This window comes from Pseudomonas sp. GW821-FHT09H03, assembly GCF_059415945.1.
In genome coordinates this window covers 555,779-573,243 of record NZ_JBWKOF010000001.1, presented here as the reverse complement: position 1 = coordinate 573,243, position 17,465 = coordinate 555,779, and the positions used below count along the sequence as shown (strand labels likewise).

The window sequence follows — 17,465 nt, the reverse complement described above, 5'->3', positions numbered from 1 at the left end:
TTACCAATGAGTTATAGCTGCTGATGGAGAAAACGCCCGAACCGTCCGGCGGGCGTCATTATTTTGTCTGGTTCAACACCAGTAACAAGGCCGCGGTTTGCGCATCCGGAGTACCGTCGAAGCGGGAAGGGCGGAAATGCATCTGGAATGCCGCGATCACATGACGCGTTGCTACATCCAGCTCACCGGTTTGCGGCGTGGCATAACCCAACCGTGCCAATTGCGCCTGAAACCAGCTGACGCTCGGCAATCGGTCGGCGAACTGCATCTGCTGACGTGCAACCGCCTGTTCATTCGGCCAGATGCCCATGCCTTCGGCAGCCAGACGCTTCCAGGGGAACAAGGGTCCCGGGTCAAGCTTGCGCAGCGGCGCGATATCGCTGTGACCGATAATATTGCGAGGGCTGATGTTGTAGCGCTTGCTGATGTCTTTGAGCAGTACGATCAAGGACTGCACCTGATCGTCGGTGTACGGATACCAAACGCGCCCCGTCGGAGTGTCGGTGAAGCCCGGATTGACGATTTCGATGCCGATGGAGCTGGAGTTCAGCCAGGTACGCCCATCCCATTCACTTTCCCCCGCGTGCCACGACCGCAGGTTTTCGTCCATCAGCTTGTAGATGGTTGCCCCCTTGTCGTCACCGATCAGGTAGTGGCTGCTGACTTCACCATGGGTCAACAACTGCAGCGAGCGCTCCAGTGAGGCACTGGTGTAGTGGACCACCACAAACTGAATGCGGCTGTCGTGATTGGCCGAAGCATGACTGGTGTCGAACCGGGGGCCACTGGCACAGCCGGCGAGAAGTATCAGCGATAGGATTAGAGCGAAATATTTCATGGCTGAAGGAGATGCATGCAAGTCAATAATGCAACAGTGTAACGTACTGCCTTGGTTGCGGATGGCAATCGCCTTGAATTAAACCAAATGAAACGATTGGCGATCAGCCCGGCTCCACCCGGTTACGACCGGCATTTTTTGCACGGTACAGTGCCTGATCGGCTCTTTTAAGCACTTGATCGCTGTGCTCACCGGATCTGAATGCGGTCATTCCGCTGGAAATGGTGACGGTCACCGGTTCGCCCTTGAAATGAAACGGGCAGGCCTCTATCGCGGCGCGCAGACTTTCCAGCAACTTCAGGCCAGCCGCCGGCGCGGTGGACGGCATCAGCAGTACAAACTCCTCTCCGCCGAACCGGGCAATGAAATCTGTTCTGCGCAGGCGCTTGCGCAACACACTGGCGATAATTTTCAACACTTTGTCGCCGGCCAGGTGCCCATAGTTGTCGTTGATGCGTTTGAAATGATCGAGGTCGAGCATGGCCAGCAGCAGCGTATCGCCCTGTTGCTGCCATTGGCTGATGTCATGATCCAGTCGCTCACTCCAGGCGGCCCGGTTGGGCAAGCCGGTCAAGGGGTCCACCAAGGCCTTCTGGCGCTGTTCTTCAAGGTGCTCGCGGTAACCCTGAGCCTCCTGCTCCATGTGAGCGACACGCTCCGCCAGGCCGTGCAGACGCGCCGCAACTTCCTGCTCGCGCTCGTCACGCTGCTTCTGATGTTGGTCCATGGTACCAAGCAGGCCTTCGAGATGGTTCTCAAGCACACGCTTGAGATCGTCCAGGTCGGCTGCCTCTTGCATGCTGCTCTGCAAACCGTCGACCTGCTCGCGGATCTGCGTGTCCATCGCGCGCGCGGCCGAATGGTTCTCGGCGTGGCCGGCTGTGGCTGCCTGCAAATTGCTCTGGAACGACTCCAGGCGCTCGTTCAGCCGCTGCAGATAGGCTTCGAACTCATGTTGGCCACTGTCAGTGATGGCCAGCATCAGGGTGGCGAAATCGTCGAGTATGGGTAGTAATTCGTACCAGTTCATCCCGTTTTTCAAGCGATAACGCATCGCCTCGGCTTGCGGACGATGGCGCTCGGGTAGCGTCAGGTCGTCGAGCAGTCCCAGCAATGTTTCTTCGATGTGAAGTGCTACCGAGCTGTAGGAAGGCTCGGGGGAATCCGGGAGGGAATAATGAAAATCGGGGTCTGGATGCTCCGGATCGACGGCGGTTATCTTCTTCAGGACCGGCGCTGGCATCAGCAAGCTTGACGGGAGAACTGCCGGCGTCAATTCGTCAGGATTGATTTCCTGCTCGCGAACAGTGGGCGCGTCGATACTGGAGGCCTGCAACCCGGTGGCCTCGGCCACCGCCAAAGCGGCCATTGCCGACTCAACGCGCGCAGGTGGTGGAGCGACATGGTCCACCGCTGCGTCGGTTAGCGCGCCAGTCGCAGTTGCAACGGTTTGTGCGGCCTTGGCCGCGACCGTTTCGGTGGCTTCCTCCAATTGCTGGTGGCCGAACAACCGTTGCAATAAACCAGGCCGACCGGGTTCTGTCGGGGTTTCCAGTTGACTCAAGGCCTTGCCCTGCAAGCCGCTCAGCTCACTTAACAGTAACGGGATCTCACGCGCGTGGCCGACCCTGGCGCCCAGTTGTTTGGCGAAGCCCTTGAGCGGTCGACTCACTTCCCGTGGCAGGGGCAATTTCTGCAGCTGAGTGACCAGTGCTGTCAGGGCGGCGCTGGTCTGATTGATCCGGGTTTCGCGACGCTGCTCGGAATCGAGTACGGCTTTTTCCAGACGCGGGATAAGGGCGGCAAGACCGGCGTCCATGTCATCGGTGCGCACGACTTCACGCATTTCCTTCATGCATAGATCAACGGCACGATCGGTACCCTCCGCCGCCAGGGTGCTGCGCACCAGGCCACGACGCAACAAGTCGAGCCGTGCTTCCCATCGACGCTCGAGCTTTTCCTGTTGTTCAATGCTTTTGAGGTATTTCTCTTTCCAGCGCTGTGCGTCGTCACTCATTCATCGGATCCGCGAAGGGCAGGGCTCAACGCGGGCAATGCATCGGCCGTGAGGGAACCCGGCAGACGAATCTCTACCGCGACCGGCAGGTGATCGGAAATGGGCTGGGCCAGCACCTCGACCTTCTCCAGGGTCAGGCTCGGGCTCAACAGGATATGGTCAAGGCATCGCTGGGGCCGCCAGCTTGGGAACGTCGCTTCCAGTTGCGGGGCGAGCAGTCCAAGGTCGCGTAGAGGTGAATGTTGCAGCAGATCGCTGGCGTGGGTGTTCATGTCGCCCATGAGCACCTGATGCTTGTAGCCGCCAATCAACTCGCGGATGTACGCCAGTTGCAGGCTGCGGGCACGGGCTCCGAGCGCAAGGTGCATCATGACTACCACCAGCGCTTCAGGGCCCTCGCCAAAGCGCACCAGAATGGCCCCGCGACCTTTTGGACCGGGCAACGGATGGTCCTCGATCGCCCAGGGGCGCAGACGGCTGAGCACGCCATTGCTGTGCTGGCCAAGACGGCCGAGATTGCGATTGAGCTGCTGATACCAGTAAGGAAAGGCCCCGAGCTGAGCCAGGTGCTCGACTTGATTGACGTAGCCGGAACGCAGGCTGCCGCCGTCGGCTTCCTGCAAGGCAACCAGGTCGAAGTCGCCCAGCAGACTGCCGATTTTCTGCAAGTTGTCGGAACGCCCGGTGTGCGGCAGCAGATGCTGCCAGCCCCGGGTCAGGTAATGCCGATACCGCTCTGTGCTGATGCCTACCTGAATATTGAAGCTGAGCAGGCGCAGCCGGCTATCAGCCGGCAAACCTGTCGACTCCAGGTGATGCTCGTTGACCCGCGGATCATGCAGGCCTACAACGCGTTCAGTGCCCCAGCGGCGCATGGCAGCAGTTCGCTTAGTTGGCAGCAGCCTTGGCAGCCGCTCGCTCTTTGTCGATCAGTTTATCGGCCAGTTGCAGAGCTTGTTCGGCGCCCCCGGCAGAACCCACGTCAAAGCGGTATTTGCCGTTGACGATCAAGGTTGGCACACCAGTGATTTCGTACTTTTTGGCAAGGTCAGTGGCCTTGACGATCTGGCCCTTGATGGCGAAAGAGTCAAAGGTCGCCAGGAACTTTTCCTTGTCGACGCCCTGGGTAGCCAGGAAGTCTGCCATGTCATTTTTGTCGGTCAGCTTTTTGTGTTCTTTCTGGATCGCTTCGAATACCGCAGTGTGAACCTTGTGCTCAACGCCCATGGCCTCCAGGGTCAGGAACATCTGGCCGTGCGCGTTCCACGGACCGCCGAACATGGCCGGAATACGCACGAAGTTCACGTCCGAAGGCAGTTTCTCGACCCATGGGTTGATCACCGGCTCAAAGGAGTAGCAGTGCGGGCAACCGTACCAGAACAGCTCTACCACCTCGATCTTGCCAGGTACTGCTACCGGAACCGGATTGCTCAGTTCGACATAAGGTGCAGCGGGGGTTTCAGCGGCCTGGGCAGTCATGCCGAACAGGCTGGCAGCGACAAATGCGGCGCTGATGATCAGATTACGCATGCTTTACTCCTGGACAAATTTTATGGCCTCGCGCGCCTGTTTTCAGACAGGCCGGGGTGGGCTGAGTTCTGTAGTGTAACGGTAGCGGCCACAAAAAAGGGCGGCCAAAGCCACCCTTTTTATACTTGCTGTGACGGATTAATCGAGCGTTAACGTTGCAAGAAATATCCGCCCCGTTCAACGCCCGATCCGCCGGCCTCAGTGCAGGCCTTGAATGTAGCTCGATACCGCCGCGATATCTTCGTCGCTCAGTCGCTTGGCGATGGTCTGCATGGTTTTGGCGTCGCCATCGTTGGTGCGACCACCTTCTTCCTTGCGGAAGTCGGTCAGTTGCTTGGCGATGTATTGAGCGTGCTGGCCACCCAAATGCGGGAAGCCGGCGGCAGCGTTACCCGCGCCATTAGGCGAGTGGCAGCCGGTGCAGGCTGGCAGGCCCTTCGCCAGGTCACCACCACGGAACAGGGCTTCACCGCGAGACACCACTTTCGGATCGGCTGCACCGACGCTGCCATTCTGGCTGGCGAAGTAGGCGGAGATATCCGCCAGGTCCTGATCGCTCAGGTTGGTCAGCAGGCCGGTCATTTCCAGAACGGTGCGCTTGCCCGACTTGATGTCGTGCAATTGCTTGGTCAGGTAGCGTTCACCCTGACCCGCCAGCTTCGGAAAGTTTGGCGCCATGCTGTTGCCATCCGGGCCGTGGCAGGCGCCACATACGGCGGCTTTTGCCTGGCCGGCTGCTTTGTCACCAGGTTTTACTGGCTCACCTGCAGCATGGGCCATGCCGGAGATGCCCACGGTCAACAGCAGACTCACGATCAATTTCTTCATCAGCTAATCCAACTACGGCTAAGGGTTAAGAGTTATGGGCCGGGCTTACTCGCTCATCCAGTGGATGATGGCTTGGTAATCCTCGGCACTGCAGTCCATGCACAAACCACGCGGCGGCATCGCCTTGAAACCCTGGGTCACGTGTTGCACCAGCGTCTCCATACCTTTCGCCAACCTCGGCGTCCAAGCTTCCTGATCGCCTTTTTTCGGCGCCATGGGCAGTTGGCCGGAATGACAGGCTCCACAAACACGGTTGTACACAGCTTCCGGATCCTGTGTAGCCTGAGCGCTGTAAAGCGGCATCAAGACACCGGCAGCTAGCAGCCATTTCGTCATAAAACGACCTTTTCAGGGTAGAGAGCGTGCTGCGTTCTGGTGCGCAATCAAGGTCTGTCGCTCTCGTGAACTTCATCCTACGCTGGGACAAAGCGCACACAAAATCTGCGGCATTATATACTGGCGTCACTGAAACGGAAGCGACACCGCTTGCCGCACCTATTCCTGGCGCCGCCCACATCGGAAATCCCATGCAACTCAAGAATCCCATCCTCGGTCTGTGCCAACAGTCCACCTTCATGCTCAGCGCCGCCAAAGTCGACCAATGTCCGGATGACGAGGGCTTTGAAGTCGCCTTCGCCGGGCGTTCCAACGCTGGCAAGTCGAGTGCCTTGAACACCCTGACCCACGCCAGCCTGGCGCGAACCTCGAAAACCCCGGGGCGCACGCAACTGTTGAATTTCTTCAAGCTAGACGATGAACGCCGTCTGGTCGACCTTCCGGGCTACGGTTATGCAAAAGTTCCGATTCCGCTCAAGCAACATTGGCAGCGTCACCTCGAAGCTTATCTGGGTGGCCGCGAGAGTTTGAAGGGTCTGATTCTGATGATGGACATCCGTCATCCAATGACCGACTTCGACCTGCTGATGCTCGACTGGGCCGTGGCCGCAGGCATGCCGATGCACATTCTGCTGACCAAAGCGGACAAACTGACCTACGGCGCAGCCAAGAATACGCTGCTCAAGGTCCAGTCCGAGATCCGCAAGGGCTGGGGCGACAGCGTAACGATTCAGCTGTTTTCGGCGCCCAAACGCCTGGGCCTGGAAGATGCCTACACGGTATTGGCGGGCTGGATGGAACTGGCGGACAAGGGTGCCGAGGTAGAGCCTCAGTAAGCTGCAAAAACTGCCTGAGATGCGCTCGGGCAGTTTTCTGCGGGCAAAAAAAACCCCGGACTTCATATGGGGAGGGAGAAGTTCCGGGGTTCAAGCTCTAGACCGTTAGGGCGGGGTCCAGATATCTGCCAACACTTAACACAACATAGGAGCATTGAAGGGCTTCACCAGCCATTCAGTAAATCTGACTGGTGAATTGCCAGATTAGTTCAGATTTTTTTCCAATGGGTTTGGAATAAACTGAAAAACGATCGGGACTAAATGCTCCAAACCCCGCTGCCGCGGCACTATGCCGCAGCCAAAACGATGCTGATATGCCCCCTGTAGGAGCGTAATGCTCCGGGCGGCGTTCCGACGAAAGTCGTTTACGATAACGCGGGGCCTCTGACTTCCATCGGCGCTCTGGGGTTCTTCGCGAGCGTGCTCGCTCCTACAGGGGGGCAACAGGTTTAGTGAGCCTCGTCCCAGTTGTTGCCGACGCCCACTTCCACCAGCAGCGGAACATCCAGCTTCACCGCTTCGCTCATGTGCAGGCGAATTTCTTCCCGAACCTGATCGACCAGATCTTCACGGACTTCAAGCACCAGTTCGTCGTGCACCTGGAGGATGACTTTGGCATCGAGGCCTGAGGTTGTCAGCCAGTTATCCACCGCAACCATGGCTTTCTTGATGATGTCGGCGGCAGTGCCCTGCATCGGCGCGTTGATCGCCGTACGTTCGGCACCTTTGCGCAGGGCCGGGTTTTTCGCGTTGATCTCGGGCAGGTACAGGCGACGGCCGAAGATGGTTTCTACAAAGCCTTGCTCGGCCGCCTGGGTCCGCGTGCGCTCCATATACGCCAGAACGCCCGGGTAGCGGGCGAAGTAGCGGTCAATGTAGGCCTGGGACTGCTTGCGGTCGACACCGATCTGCTTGGCCAGGCCGAATGCGCTCATGCCGTAGATCAAACCGAAGTTGATCGCCTTGGCGCTGCGGCGCTGGTCGGTAGTGACATCAGCCAGCTCGACGCCGAAGACTTCGGCAGCGGTGGCCTTGTGCACGTCCAGGTCGTTGCGGAAGGCGTGCAGCAAACCCTCGTCCTTGGCCAGATGCGCCATGATCCGCAGTTCAATTTGCGAGTAATCCGCCGCCAGTAGCTTGTAGCCCTTGGGCGCGACGAACGCCTGACGGATCCGGCGGCCTTCGGCGGTGCGGATCGGAATGTTCTGCAGGTTCGGATCGCTGGACGACAGGCGCCCGGTCGCTGCCACGGCCTGGTGATACGAAGTGTGGATGCGCCCGGTTCGCGGGTTGATCTGCTCCGGCAAACGATCTGTGTAGGTGCTTTTCAGCTTGCTCATCGAGCGGTACTGCATCAGCACCTTGGGCAGCGGAAAGTCCTGCTCGGCCAGCTCCGCCAGCACGGCTTCGGCAGTGGAGGCCTGGCCCTTGGCGGTTTTGCTGAGGATCGGCATGCCGAGCTTTTCGTACAGGATCACACCCAATTGCTTCGGTGAACCGAGGTTGAACTCCTCGCCGGCAATGGCGAACGCCTCACGCTCCAGTGCGACCAACTTGTCGCCCAGCTCAACGCTTTGAATGCCCAGCAGGTTGGCGTCGACCAGCGCACCCTGGCGTTCGATGCGCGCCAGCACCGGTACCAGTGGCATTTCGATTTCGTTCAATACCTTGCTCAGGCTCGGGATGGCGTTGAGCTTCTCCTGCAGGGTCTGATGCAGACGCAGCGTCACATCAGCGTCTTCGGCAGCGTAGGGTCCGGCCAGTTCCAGAGAGATCTGGTCGAAGGTCAACTGCTTGGCGCCTTTACCGGCGATGTCCTGAAAGCTGGTGGTGGTGTGATTCAGGTACTTGAGCGCCAGGCTGTCCATGTCATGGCGGGTCGCCGTGGAATCCAGCACATAGGATTCAAGCATGGTGTCGAAGGCGATGCCTTGCACCGTGATCCCGCAGCTCTGGTCGCCACCAATGGCGCAGTTGGCCAGGATGTTCATGTCGAACTTGGCGTGCTGGCCGACCTTTAGCTTGTTCGGGTCTTCCAGGATCGGTTTGAGTGCACGCAGCACAGTGTCGCGATCCAGTTGCTCCGGCACGCCCATGTAGGAATGGGTCAACGGAATGTAGGCCGCTTCATTGGCCTGTACCGCAAAGGACAACCCGACCAGTTGCGCCTGCTGCGCGTCGATGCCGGTGGTCTCGGTATCAAAGGCAAACAGCTTGGCGTCGTTGAGTTTCTTCAGCCACAGGTCGAAATCCGCCTGGGTCAGGATGGTGCTGTATTTGAGCTCGGTCCCGGCGACTGTTTCTTCGACCACGGGTGCAATGACCTCCTGGCCGGAGCGCTTGGCATCGCGCTGGTTCTCGTCGAACCAGCTCTTGAACTCCAGCAGGGTATACAGCTCGGCCAGCTTGTCGTGGTCTGGCTTGCCCATTTGCAGGTCGTCGAGGCCGACTTCCAGCGGCACGTCGACCTTGATGGTCGCCAGCTGATAGGAGAGAAACGCCATCTCTTTGTGCTCTTCGAGCTTGGCCGGCAGGGTCTTGGCACCGCGAATAGGCAGGGTCGGCACGATGTCGAGCTGCGCGTAAAGCTCGGTCAGACCGCCGTTCACGCCAACCAGCAGGCCGGAAGCGGTTTTCGGGCCGATACCCGGAACGCCCGGAATGTTGTCGGAAGAGTCGCCCATGAGTGCCAGATAATCGATGATCTGCTCGGGAGCGACGCCGAATTTCTCCTTCACGCCCTCTACGTCCATGCTGCTACCGGTCATGGTATTGACCAAGGTAATGTGGCGATCGACCAGTTGCGCCATGTCCTTGTCGCCGGTGGAGATGATTACAGGGCGATCGGCCGCGGCGCTGCTGCGGGCCAGGGTGCCGATCACGTCATCAGCCTCCACGCCTTCGACGCACAGCAGCGGGAAACCCAAGGCGATCACGCTCTGGTGCAACGGCTCGATCTGCACACGCATGTCGTCCGGCATGCTCGGGCGGTTGGCTTTGTATTCGGCGAACATCTCGTCGCGGAAAGTCCCGCCCTTGGCGTCGAACACCACGGCGAACGGACTGTCCGGGTACTGCTTGCGCAGACTCTTGAGCATGTTCAGTACGCCCTTGACCGCACCGGTCGGCAGGCCTTTGGAGGTGGTCAGCGGTGGCAGCGCGTGAAAGGCGCGGTACAGGTAAGACGAACCGTCCACCAGGACGAGGGGGGCTTGGCTCATGAGCAGGATCAACCTTTTCGGCGGGTCCGGCGCTAGAATAGCGGGACCGTTGACGACAAAGGGACAAGGTTATCATGCGTACACTAAATCGCTTCCTGCTGGTCAGTTTGATTGCGGTTGCACCATTGGCGGCGATCGCGGCGGATGACGCGCCGTCACCGGAGCCGGATGTAACCATTCGCACCGAAGGCGACAAAACGATCAAGGAATACCGCCAGAATGGCTTCCTGTATGCCATTCAGGTCACACCGAAGGGCGGCAAGCCGTACTTTCTGGTGCGCGCCGATGGATCGGACGGTAACTTCATCCGCTCGGATCAGCCGGATATGCTGATTCCGTCGTGGAAAATCTTTGAGTGGAAGTAGTTTCTTAATTTCAATTGGCGCCTGCTCAAGAGCGGCGCCCGTACTGGCAGTTAAAACATGTCTGTGTTCACCCCCCTGGCTCGGCCCGAGCTGGAAGCTTTTCTCGCCCCTTATGGCCTCGGCCGCCTGCTTGATTTCCAGGGGATTGCCGCCGGTAGCGAAAACACCAATTTCTTCATCAGCCTGGAGCAGGGCGAATTCGTCCTGACCCTGGTCGAGCGTGGCCCGGTCCAGGAAATGCCGTTCTTCATCGAACTGCTTGATGTGCTGCACGACGCCGACCTGCCGGTGCCTTATGCCTTGCGCACTACAGACGGCGTGGCCTTGCGCGAACTGGCCGGCAAGCCTGCGCTATTGCAGCCGCGCCTGGCCGGCAAGCACATCAAGCAAGCGAACGCGCAACATTGTGTCCAGGTCGGTGAACTGCTTGCTCACCTGCACCTGGCAACCCGGGCGAACATGATCAAGCGCAAGACCGATCGGGGCCTGGACTGGATGCTCGAAGAGGGCACGCAGTTCTTGTCGCATCTGGAGGCCGGGCAAAGTGATTTGCTGAAACGGGCACTGGACGAGATCGCACAGCAGAAGGAAAAAATTCTGGCACTGCCGCGAGCCAATATCCACGCAGACCTGTTCCGCGACAACGCCATGTTCGAAGGCACCCACCTGACCGGGTTGATCGACTTCTACAACGCCTGTTCAGGACCGATGCTCTACGACGTGGCAATTGCCTTGAACGACTGGTGCTCGGACGACGACGGGTTGATCGACGGGCCGCGAGCGCGTGCCTTGCTCGGCGCCTATGCGGCATTGCGCCCGTTTACCGCTGCTGAAGCCGAGTTGTGGCCGACGATGTTGCGGGTGGCTTGCGTGCGGTTCTGGTTGTCACGGCTGATCGCGGCGGAGTCTTTTGCCGGCCAGGACGTGCTGATTCACGATCCGATGGAGTTTCAGCTGCGGTTGGCGCAGCGGCAGACAGTTAACACTCCGTTGCCGTTCGCCCTCTAGATTGAAGCGAGGGGGGCTGCCTGTGGTGAGGGGCTTGCCTGTGCCAAGTTCATTTGTGCCAAAGTTCATCTGTGGCGAGGGGGCTTGCCCCCGTTGGGCTGCGCAGCAGCCCCCCCAATTTACCAGTCAGGTACATCGCATGGGGAGCGCTTCGCACTCCAACGGGGGCAAGCCCCCTCGCCACAGGCAAGCCCCCTCGCCACGGGCAAGCCCACCTCGCCACAGGCATGCGCCTTGGCCACAGGCAAGCTCCTTGCCACAGGTATCGAGCCAGTTACAACGACTCCAGGCACCCCGCCAAATCATTCCCCAGCTTCTCCAGCACCTGCTCATAGCCCTGAGCAGTCGCCGGTGTGTACCCACCCAGCGCATCCAGTTCCGCCAGTTTCACCGGCAACCCCGCCACCAGGGTTTGCGCCAGGCGTGGGCGCAGCGGCGGTTCGCTGAACACGCAGGTTTTGCCGACTTCCTGCAATCGCGTGCGCATCGCCGCGACATGTTGGGCGCCGGGCTGCACTTCCGCTGCAACGCTGAATACGCCCGCGTGCTTGAGGCCATAGGCATCTTCGAAGTAATCGAAGGCTTCGTGGAAGACGAAGTAGGGCTTGCCTTGAATACGTGTCAGACGCTTCTTCAAGCGCTGATCCAGGGCATCGAGGCGCTCGTCGAATGCCTTCAGGTTGCTTTGATAACGCCCGGCGTTGTCAGGATCGGCGGCACTCAGGTCCGCAGCCATTTTGGCAGCGATGACCCTGGCGTTGGTTGGTGACAACCACAAATGCGCATCCAGACTGCCCGGGCGATGATCGTGATCATGTTCATCGGCTTCTTCGGCATGGGAGTGGTTATCTTCGGTGAAATGGCGCAATTGCAGGCCCGGCAGGTCCTGCACGGCGACGCTGGGCAAGGTTCGACCATTAAGTACACGGGGCAGGAAACCTTCCATGTCCGGACCGATCCAGTACAACAGATCCACCGACTGCACTTTGCGTACGTCGGAAGGGCGCAAGGCATAGTTATGCGGCGAAGCACCGGGCGGCAGCAATACTTCCGGAGTGACCACTCCGTCCTGCACCGCTGCTGCAATCAATTGCAGGGGTTTGATGCTGGTGAGCACTTTGACTTCGGCCTGGACCGTGCCGATCAACAGAAAACTGGCGATAAATGCGACAAAAACTGAAAAAAGTCGGGACACGATGACCACTCGATGAGGCGAGAACGAGTAACATAATAACGTCTCTCACAAATCCCGTCGCCGCTCATGCCTAAAACACCGATTGCCAGCCGTCCCCACGACCACTCTCATTGCGTTCACAGCGCTTTGTCCGAGGCCGATGCCCTGTGCTTACGGCAAGGGTTGCGTCTGACTGCCTTGCGTCGTCGGGTGCTGGAGCTCGTGTGGCAGAGCCACAAGCCCTTGGGGGCGTACGACATTCTCGCAGTCCTCAGCGAGCAAGACGGTCGTCGCGCCGCGCCGCCGACGGTGTATCGAGCTCTGGATTTCCTCCTCGAGAACGGCCTTGTGCACCGGATTTCCTCACTTAACGCTTTCGTCGGCTGCAATCACCCGGGACACGCCCATCAGGGCCAGTTCCTGATTTGCCGCGAATGCCATGCCGCTATCGAGCTCGAACAGAAGTCGATCAGCGACACGATCATCATCAGCGCCCAGGATGTCGGGTTCATCGTCGAAGGCCAGACCGTCGAAGTGGTCGGGCTCTGCTCGGGTTGCCAGGGGGTTTGATGAGCAACACTTTGATCCGCCTTGAGCAGGTTACTGTCACGTTCGCCGGGCAAAATGTGCTGGACAACATCGAGCTGAGTGTCGAGCCAGGGCAGATCGTGACCCTGATCGGCCCCAATGGCGCCGGCAAGACCACCCTGGTGCGCGCCGTGCTCGGCCTGCTGAAACCCGACAGTGGCAGTGTCTGGCGCAAGCCGAAACTGCGGGTTGGCTACATGCCGCAAAAACTCCACGTCGATCCGACCCTGCCACTGTCTGTACTGCGCTTCCTGCGCCTGGTACCCGGCGTGGACCGAGCAATGGCCTTGGCGGCACTCAACGAGGTCGGCGCCGAGCAGGTCATCGACAGCCCGGTGCAGAGCATCTCCGGTGGCGAAATGCAGCGGGTGTTGCTGGCCCGCGCCTTGTTGCGCGAGCCGCAACTGCTGGTGCTCGACGAGCCGGTACAAGGTGTCGACGTTGCAGGGCAGGCCGAGCTGTACAGCCTGATCACCCGTCTTCGAGACCGTCACGGATGCGGTGTGTTGATGGTTTCCCATGACCTGCACCTGGTCATGAGCACCACAGACCAGGTGGTGTGCCTGAATCGTCACGTCTGCTGCTCCGGGCATCCCGAGCAAGTCAGCGGTGACCCGGCTTTCGTCGAGCTGTTCGGCAAGAACGCGCAAAGCCTGGCGATCTATCACCACCACCACGACCACGCCCACGACCTGCACGGCTCGGTGGTCAAGGCGCCCGCGTCGGGCCATACCCATGTTCACGGAGATAGCTGCAAGCATGGCTGATTTTCTGCTCTACGCCCTGCTTGCAGGCCTGGCTCTGGCGGTTGTCGCAGGTCCCCTGGGTTCCTTTGTGGTCTGGCGACGCATGGCCTATTTCGGCGATACACTGTCCCATGCCGCGCTGCTCGGTGTGGCACTGGGTTTCCTGCTGGATGTCAGCCCGACCGTCGCGGTCACCGTAGGCTGCCTGCTGCTGGCCGTCCTGCTGGTGACCCTGCAACAGCGTCAACCGCTGGCGTCCGACACGCTCTTGGGAATTCTCGCACCCAGCACGCTCTCTTTGGGCCTGGTGGTACTAAGCTTCATGCACGAAGTGCGGATCGACCTGATGGCCTACCTGTTCGGCGATTTGCTGGCGATCAGTCCGACTGACCTGGCCTGGATTCTCGGCGGCAGCGCAGCCGTTCTGGCGTTGCTGGTTACCTTGTGGCGGCCATTGCTGGCGATTACGGTGCACGAAGAGCTGGCCAGGGTCGAAGGTTTGCCGGTCGCGGCATTGCGCCTGGCCCTGATGCTGTTGATTGCAGTAGTCATTGCAGTGGCGATGAAAATCGTCGGTGTGCTGCTGATCACTTCGTTGCTGATCATTCCGGCGGCTGCGGCACAGCGTCATGCTCGCTCACCGGAGCAGATGGCACTGGGCGCGAGCCTGCTGGGCATACTCGCCGTGTGTGGCGGGCTGGCGTTGTCCTGGTTCAAGGACACCCCTGCCGGCCCCTCGATTGTGGTGGCGGCCGCTGCGCTGTTTCTGCTGAGTTTTGTTCTGCCCCGTCGAGGGGTGTAGACTTGCTCGTTTTTTGCGCAAATAGAGAGTCGCAGGAATGAAGTCGTCCGCTTCCCGTTATCTGCTCCTGGTTGCATTTTCCTTGCTGCTGGGCGCCTGCCAAAGCACGCCACCGGCGGCCACCCAGGCCATCGATGCGCGGGCCACGGCCATCACACAGCTTGAACAAAGCCTGGCCAGCGATGAACTGGCTACGGCCGAAGGTCAATTGGCGGCACTGCAAGCCGAATCGCCCAATGATCAGTCCCTGGAGCAATACCAGCGTCAACTGGCCGAAGCCTATCTGCGCCGCAGCCAGATCGTGCTGCAAAAAGGTGACGTCAACGCCGCCGCTACCGCCCTCAGCAGGGCCCGCGTCCTGATGCCCAAGGCTCCGGCCCTGACTGGTGGCGTCAATGGCGCCATTGCCGAGGCTCGCAAGGCCGAGCTGGACAAGGCTGAGGCCGCCCTCAAGGCTGCGGAAGCCATGCCCAAGGCAAAAGTTATCGACCCCTCAGCTGAAAGCACCACAGTGGCGCTGAATATCAGCGATATGGGCAAACTGCGTCGCCAACTGGATGCCATTGCCGCCGATGTGGTGAATTATCAGTGCGACGTGAGCATTCAGGCGCCGAGAACCGATGACTATCCGTGGCTGGCGAACCTGCTGACCAAGCGGGTGACGAAACTCGATCCTGATTTCGATCTGAAACTGGAGCGACAGATTCTGCGCAGTGTTCCCGCGCAGATGGTTCTGAGCCCTCGCAAACCTTAAAAGCATCGCGGGCAAGCCTGCTCCTGCATTGGAACTGCATCGTTCACAGAACCTGTGTGGGAGCGGGCTTGCCCGCGAAGGCGCCCTACCTCTCAACCAAGATCCTCAGGCCGGAATCGCCTTGGCCTTGGCCTCCCTATCCCAAACCCGATGCTGCCCGATCGCGGCAAAAAACGGCTTGATCAGTTTGGTATCAACCCCAACGACCAACCCTGCATCTACCTCCAGCTTCAATACATCCAGCAACTGCTTCGCCTCACCGTGCAAGGCAATGGCTTTCAGATGCTTGTAGGCCTCCAGCAAGTAATGCAACGCCACGCCGTCAGCGCTCAGCGCCTTGATCGAAGCCGCCCCGCCAGGCACGAACACCGCATCGAACGCCACCGAAGGCATCCCTTCCATCGATGCGTCCACGGGCAATGCCTTGCCATCGGCGCTCGTCACCGGAGCGGAAGTCGGACCCAGCAACTTGGCATGCGCCCCTTCTGCCGCCAACGCCTTCTTCATTGCATCAATCGCTGCGCCATCCACACCATTGGCTGCCAGTATCGCCACCTTGCGGGTCTTGATATCGGCCGGCAGCAAATTGGCCTGGCTCAAGGCTGGCGAGCGATCCAGTGAGGTTTTACGTACTTCGACCGTCCCGGCCTTGGGCGCAGGCAAGCCGAGGTTCTGCGCCACACGCTTGGCCAGTTCCAGATCGATATTGGCGAGGATCTCATTCACTTCACGAGCGCGTATGGCCTCACGCTCGACCTTACCCAGCTCAAAGCTGTAGGCCGAGATGATGTGCTCCTGCTCGTGCTTGCTCATGCTGTGGAAAAACAGGCGCGCCTGGGAAAAGTGATCGCTGAACGACTCGCTGCGCTGGCGGATCTTGTTGGCGTCGATTCGCTCCGGGTAGCTCTCGAAACCACCATCCTGTGCTGCCGGTGGAGTTTCTTTGGGCCAGCCGCCATCGATGGAATTCGGCTCGTAGGAAGCCCGGCCCTTATCGATAGTCGTGCGGTGCAGGGCGTCCCGCTGACCGTTGTGGAACGGCGCTACCGGACGATTGATCGGAATTTCGTGAAAATTCGGCCCACCGAGTCGGCTGATTTGTGTATCGGTGTAAGAAAACAACCGCCCCTGGAGCAGGGGGTCATTGGAAAAATCGATCCCCGGCACGATATGCCCAGGGCAGAAAGCGACCTGCTCGGTTTCGGCGAAAAAGTTGTCCGGATTACGGTTCAGCACCATTTTGCCCAACGGCGTGATGGGCACGATTTCTTCGGGAATGATTTTGGTCGGGTCGAGAATGTCGAACTCGAAGTCGTGTTCGTTTTCTTCTTCCACAACCTGCACGCCGAATTCCCACTCAGGATAGTCGCCTGTCTCGATCGACTCCCAAAGATCACGGCGGTGGTAGTCGGTGTCTTTTCCCGCAAGCTTCTGTGCCTCATCCCACACCAGCGAGCATGTGCCCGCCGTTGGGCGCCAGTGGAATTTGACGAAGCGCGATTTGCCCTCGGCATTGATCAGGCGAAAGGTGTGCACGCCAAAACCCTGCATGCTGCGCAGGCTTTTCGGGATCGCCCGGTCGGACATCGCCCACATCACCATGTGCGCCGACTCCGGTACCAACGAGACGAAGTCCCAGAAGGTGTCGTGGGCCGAGCCGCCCGTTGGGATCTCATTGTGCGGCTCGGGTTTTACCGCGTGCACAAAGTCGGGGAACTTGATCGCATCCTGGATGAAGAACACCGGCATGTTGTTGCCTACCAGGTCGAAATTGCCTTCGTCGGTGAAAAACTTCACGGCGAAACCCCTGACGTCGCGCACGGTATCACCAGAACCACGCGGTCCTTGCACCGTGGAAAAACGCACGAATACCGGGGTTTTTTTCGCCGGGTCCTGAAGGAAGCCGGCCTTGGTCAGCACCGAGTGGTTTTCGTAGCTCTGGAAATAGCCGTGGGCACCGGTCCCGCGAGCATGCACGATGCGCTCGGGGATGCGCTCATGGTCAAAATGCGTGATTTTTTCACGCATGATGAAATCTTCAAGCAGCGAAGGCCCGCGGGCCCCGGCTTTGAGGGTGTTCTGGTTGTCCGCCACTTTCACGCCCTGATTAGTGCGCAAGGCCTGTGCAGTGGCGTCGGAGCGGAAGGTTTCCAGGCTGTCGAGCTTGGCATTGGTGTTACTGCGGTCCGGGGTATCGGTCCCGGCCATCGCGCTCTTTGTGGTATTAGGCTTCTTGATACTCATCAGGCATGAACTCCTTGGGCGGTTTCGAGTTACTTAAGTAGTGACTGATGAGCCTCTTTGGCCGTTCCTTTTTTCTAACCTTTGATCGCGTTATTGCCAAAAGACAGGACAAATGCGAAATAAATGCTAAGAACCTCTATACGGACAGGCTAAAATGCGCGCCCGGCTAACCGCTGAT

At 59.4% G+C, this 17,465-nt stretch carries 16 protein-coding genes; 7 read left to right on the top strand and 9 right to left on the bottom strand.

Going from position 1 to position 17,465, the window contains the following annotated elements; genetic code table 11:
• Positions 1–58: 58 nt before the first annotated feature.
• The 6 genes from AC07OG_RS02575 to AC07OG_RS02550 all read right to left on the bottom strand — a co-directional run bounded on the left by AC07OG_RS02575 (position 59) and on the right by AC07OG_RS02550 (position 5,549).
• Positions 59–838: an N-acetylmuramoyl-L-alanine amidase gene (locus AC07OG_RS02575; protein ID WP_218423426.1), complete on the bottom strand. Its 780-nt coding sequence runs from the start codon at positions 836–838 to the stop codon at positions 59–61.
• Positions 839–941: 103 nt separating this feature from the next.
• The gene (locus tag AC07OG_RS02570; RefSeq protein WP_495066144.1) at positions 942–2,855 is read right to left on the bottom strand and encodes a GGDEF domain-containing protein; all 1,914 of its coding nucleotides are present in this window, start codon (positions 2,853–2,855) and stop codon (positions 942–944) included.
• Positions 2,852–3,730: an endonuclease/exonuclease/phosphatase family protein gene (locus AC07OG_RS02565; protein ID WP_060540371.1), complete on the bottom strand. Its 879-nt coding sequence runs from the start codon at positions 3,728–3,730 to the stop codon at positions 2,852–2,854. The genes AC07OG_RS02570 and AC07OG_RS02565 overlap by 4 nt, the downstream gene beginning before the upstream one ends.
• Before the next feature lie 13 nt (positions 3,731–3,743).
• Positions 3,744–4,385 (bottom strand): thiol:disulfide interchange protein DsbA/DsbL, encoded by a 642-nt coding sequence (locus AC07OG_RS02560; RefSeq protein WP_060540370.1) that lies wholly within the window; start codon positions 4,383–4,385, stop codon positions 3,744–3,746.
• Positions 4,386–4,583: 198 nt separating this feature from the next.
• Positions 4,584–5,213, bottom strand: coding sequence for a c-type cytochrome (locus tag AC07OG_RS02555; RefSeq protein WP_060540369.1), 630 nt, complete (start codon positions 5,211–5,213; stop codon positions 4,584–4,586).
• 45 nt (positions 5,214–5,258) lie between these two features.
• On the bottom strand, positions 5,259–5,549 hold the full coding sequence (locus AC07OG_RS02550) for a c-type cytochrome (protein ID WP_060540368.1): 291 nt from the start codon (positions 5,547–5,549) through the stop codon (positions 5,259–5,261).
• 191 nt (positions 5,550–5,740) lie between these two features.
• On the opposite strand from AC07OG_RS02550, the gene yihA reads away from it, so the two are divergent.
• A complete protein-coding gene (gene yihA / locus AC07OG_RS02545) occupies positions 5,741–6,385 on the top strand; it encodes a ribosome biogenesis GTP-binding protein YihA/YsxC (protein ID WP_060540367.1) in 645 nt (214 codons plus the stop codon).
• A gap of 449 nt (positions 6,386–6,834) precedes the next feature.
• Here the strand turns inward: yihA and polA are convergent, their stop codons facing one another.
• Positions 6,835–9,606, bottom strand: coding sequence for a DNA polymerase I (gene polA / locus AC07OG_RS02540; protein ID WP_495066143.1), 2,772 nt, complete (start codon positions 9,604–9,606; stop codon positions 6,835–6,837).
• Between the two features lie 74 nt (positions 9,607–9,680).
• Here polA and AC07OG_RS02535 point away from each other — a divergent pair, with 74 nt between their 5' ends.
• Together AC07OG_RS02535 and AC07OG_RS02530 are read left to right on the top strand one after the other, a co-directional pair.
• Positions 9,681–9,971, top strand: coding sequence for a DUF2782 domain-containing protein (locus tag AC07OG_RS02535; RefSeq protein WP_060540365.1), 291 nt, complete (start codon positions 9,681–9,683; stop codon positions 9,969–9,971).
• Positions 9,972–10,028: 57 nt separating this feature from the next.
• Entirely contained in the window at positions 10,029–10,979 is a 951-nt protein-coding gene (locus tag AC07OG_RS02530) for a homoserine kinase (RefSeq protein WP_060540364.1), read from the top strand.
• A gap of 274 nt (positions 10,980–11,253) precedes the next feature.
• Here AC07OG_RS02530 and znuA read toward each other — a convergent pair whose 3' ends face one another.
• Complete coding sequence (gene znuA / locus AC07OG_RS02525; RefSeq protein ID WP_495066142.1) at positions 11,254–12,174, bottom strand: zinc ABC transporter substrate-binding protein ZnuA; 921 nt, start codon at positions 12,172–12,174, stop codon at positions 11,254–11,256.
• 66 nt (positions 12,175–12,240) lie between these two features.
• On the opposite strand from znuA, the gene AC07OG_RS02520 reads away from it, so the two are divergent.
• Genes AC07OG_RS02520 through AC07OG_RS02505 form a run of 4 tightly spaced genes read left to right on the top strand, consistent with a single transcriptional unit; the run spans position 12,241 to position 15,043 of the window.
• On the top strand, positions 12,241–12,723 hold the full coding sequence (locus AC07OG_RS02520) for a Fur family transcriptional regulator (RefSeq protein WP_218423431.1): 483 nt from the start codon (positions 12,241–12,243) through the stop codon (positions 12,721–12,723).
• A complete protein-coding gene (znuC, locus tag AC07OG_RS02515; RefSeq protein ID WP_495066141.1) occupies positions 12,723–13,508 on the top strand; it encodes a zinc ABC transporter ATP-binding protein ZnuC in 786 nt (261 codons plus the stop codon). Before AC07OG_RS02520 ends, znuC begins: the two co-directional genes overlap by 1 nt.
• Positions 13,501–14,289: a zinc ABC transporter permease subunit ZnuB gene (znuB, locus tag AC07OG_RS02510; RefSeq protein ID WP_060540360.1), complete on the top strand. Its 789-nt coding sequence runs from the start codon at positions 13,501–13,503 to the stop codon at positions 14,287–14,289. The genes znuC and znuB overlap by 8 nt, the downstream gene beginning before the upstream one ends.
• A 37-nt stretch (positions 14,290–14,326) precedes the next feature.
• Positions 14,327–15,043, top strand: coding sequence for a PA5502 family lipoprotein (locus tag AC07OG_RS02505; RefSeq protein WP_495066140.1), 717 nt, complete (start codon positions 14,327–14,329; stop codon positions 15,041–15,043).
• 105 nt (positions 15,044–15,148) lie between these two features.
• On the opposite strand, the gene katE is transcribed toward AC07OG_RS02505, so the two are convergent.
• The gene (gene katE / locus AC07OG_RS02500) at positions 15,149–17,287 is read right to left on the bottom strand and encodes a catalase HPII (RefSeq protein ID WP_495066139.1); all 2,139 of its coding nucleotides are present in this window, start codon (positions 17,285–17,287) and stop codon (positions 15,149–15,151) included.
• Between the last annotated feature and the right edge of the window lie 178 nt (positions 17,288–17,465).

Excerpts from the sequence above, each read along its gene's own strand:
- AC07OG_RS02505 (WP_495066140.1), top strand. The coding sequence starts at position 14,327 with ATGAAGTCGTCCGCTTCCCGTTATCTGCTCCTGGTTGCATTTTCCTTG.
- AC07OG_RS02550 (WP_060540368.1), bottom strand. The coding sequence starts at position 5,549 with ATGACGAAATGGCTGCTAGCTGCCGGTGTCTTGATGCCGCTTTACAGC.
- AC07OG_RS02530 (WP_060540364.1), top strand. The coding sequence starts at position 10,029 with ATGTCTGTGTTCACCCCCCTGGCTCGGCCCGAGCTGGAAGCTTTTCTC.
- znuB (WP_060540360.1), top strand. The coding sequence starts at position 13,501 with ATGGCTGATTTTCTGCTCTACGCCCTGCTTGCAGGCCTGGCTCTGGCG.
- katE (WP_495066139.1), bottom strand. The coding sequence starts at position 17,287 with ATGAGTATCAAGAAGCCTAATACCACAAAGAGCGCGATGGCCGGGACC.
- AC07OG_RS02575 (WP_218423426.1), bottom strand. The coding sequence starts at position 838 with ATGAAATATTTCGCTCTAATCCTATCGCTGATACTTCTCGCCGGCTGT.
- znuC (WP_495066141.1), top strand. The coding sequence starts at position 12,723 with ATGAGCAACACTTTGATCCGCCTTGAGCAGGTTACTGTCACGTTCGCC.
- AC07OG_RS02555 (WP_060540369.1), bottom strand. The coding sequence starts at position 5,213 with ATGAAGAAATTGATCGTGAGTCTGCTGTTGACCGTGGGCATCTCCGGC.
- AC07OG_RS02565 (WP_060540371.1), bottom strand. The coding sequence starts at position 3,730 with ATGCGCCGCTGGGGCACTGAACGCGTTGTAGGCCTGCATGATCCGCGG.
- yihA (WP_060540367.1), top strand. The coding sequence starts at position 5,741 with ATGCAACTCAAGAATCCCATCCTCGGTCTGTGCCAACAGTCCACCTTC.
- AC07OG_RS02520 (WP_218423431.1), top strand. The coding sequence starts at position 12,241 with ATGCCTAAAACACCGATTGCCAGCCGTCCCCACGACCACTCTCATTGC.
- AC07OG_RS02570 (WP_495066144.1), bottom strand. The coding sequence starts at position 2,855 with ATGAGTGACGACGCACAGCGCTGGAAAGAGAAATACCTCAAAAGCATT.
- AC07OG_RS02535 (WP_060540365.1), top strand. The coding sequence starts at position 9,681 with ATGCGTACACTAAATCGCTTCCTGCTGGTCAGTTTGATTGCGGTTGCA.
- polA (WP_495066143.1), bottom strand. The coding sequence starts at position 9,606 with ATGAGCCAAGCCCCCCTCGTCCTGGTGGACGGTTCGTCTTACCTGTAC.
- AC07OG_RS02560 (WP_060540370.1), bottom strand. The coding sequence starts at position 4,385 with ATGCGTAATCTGATCATCAGCGCCGCATTTGTCGCTGCCAGCCTGTTC.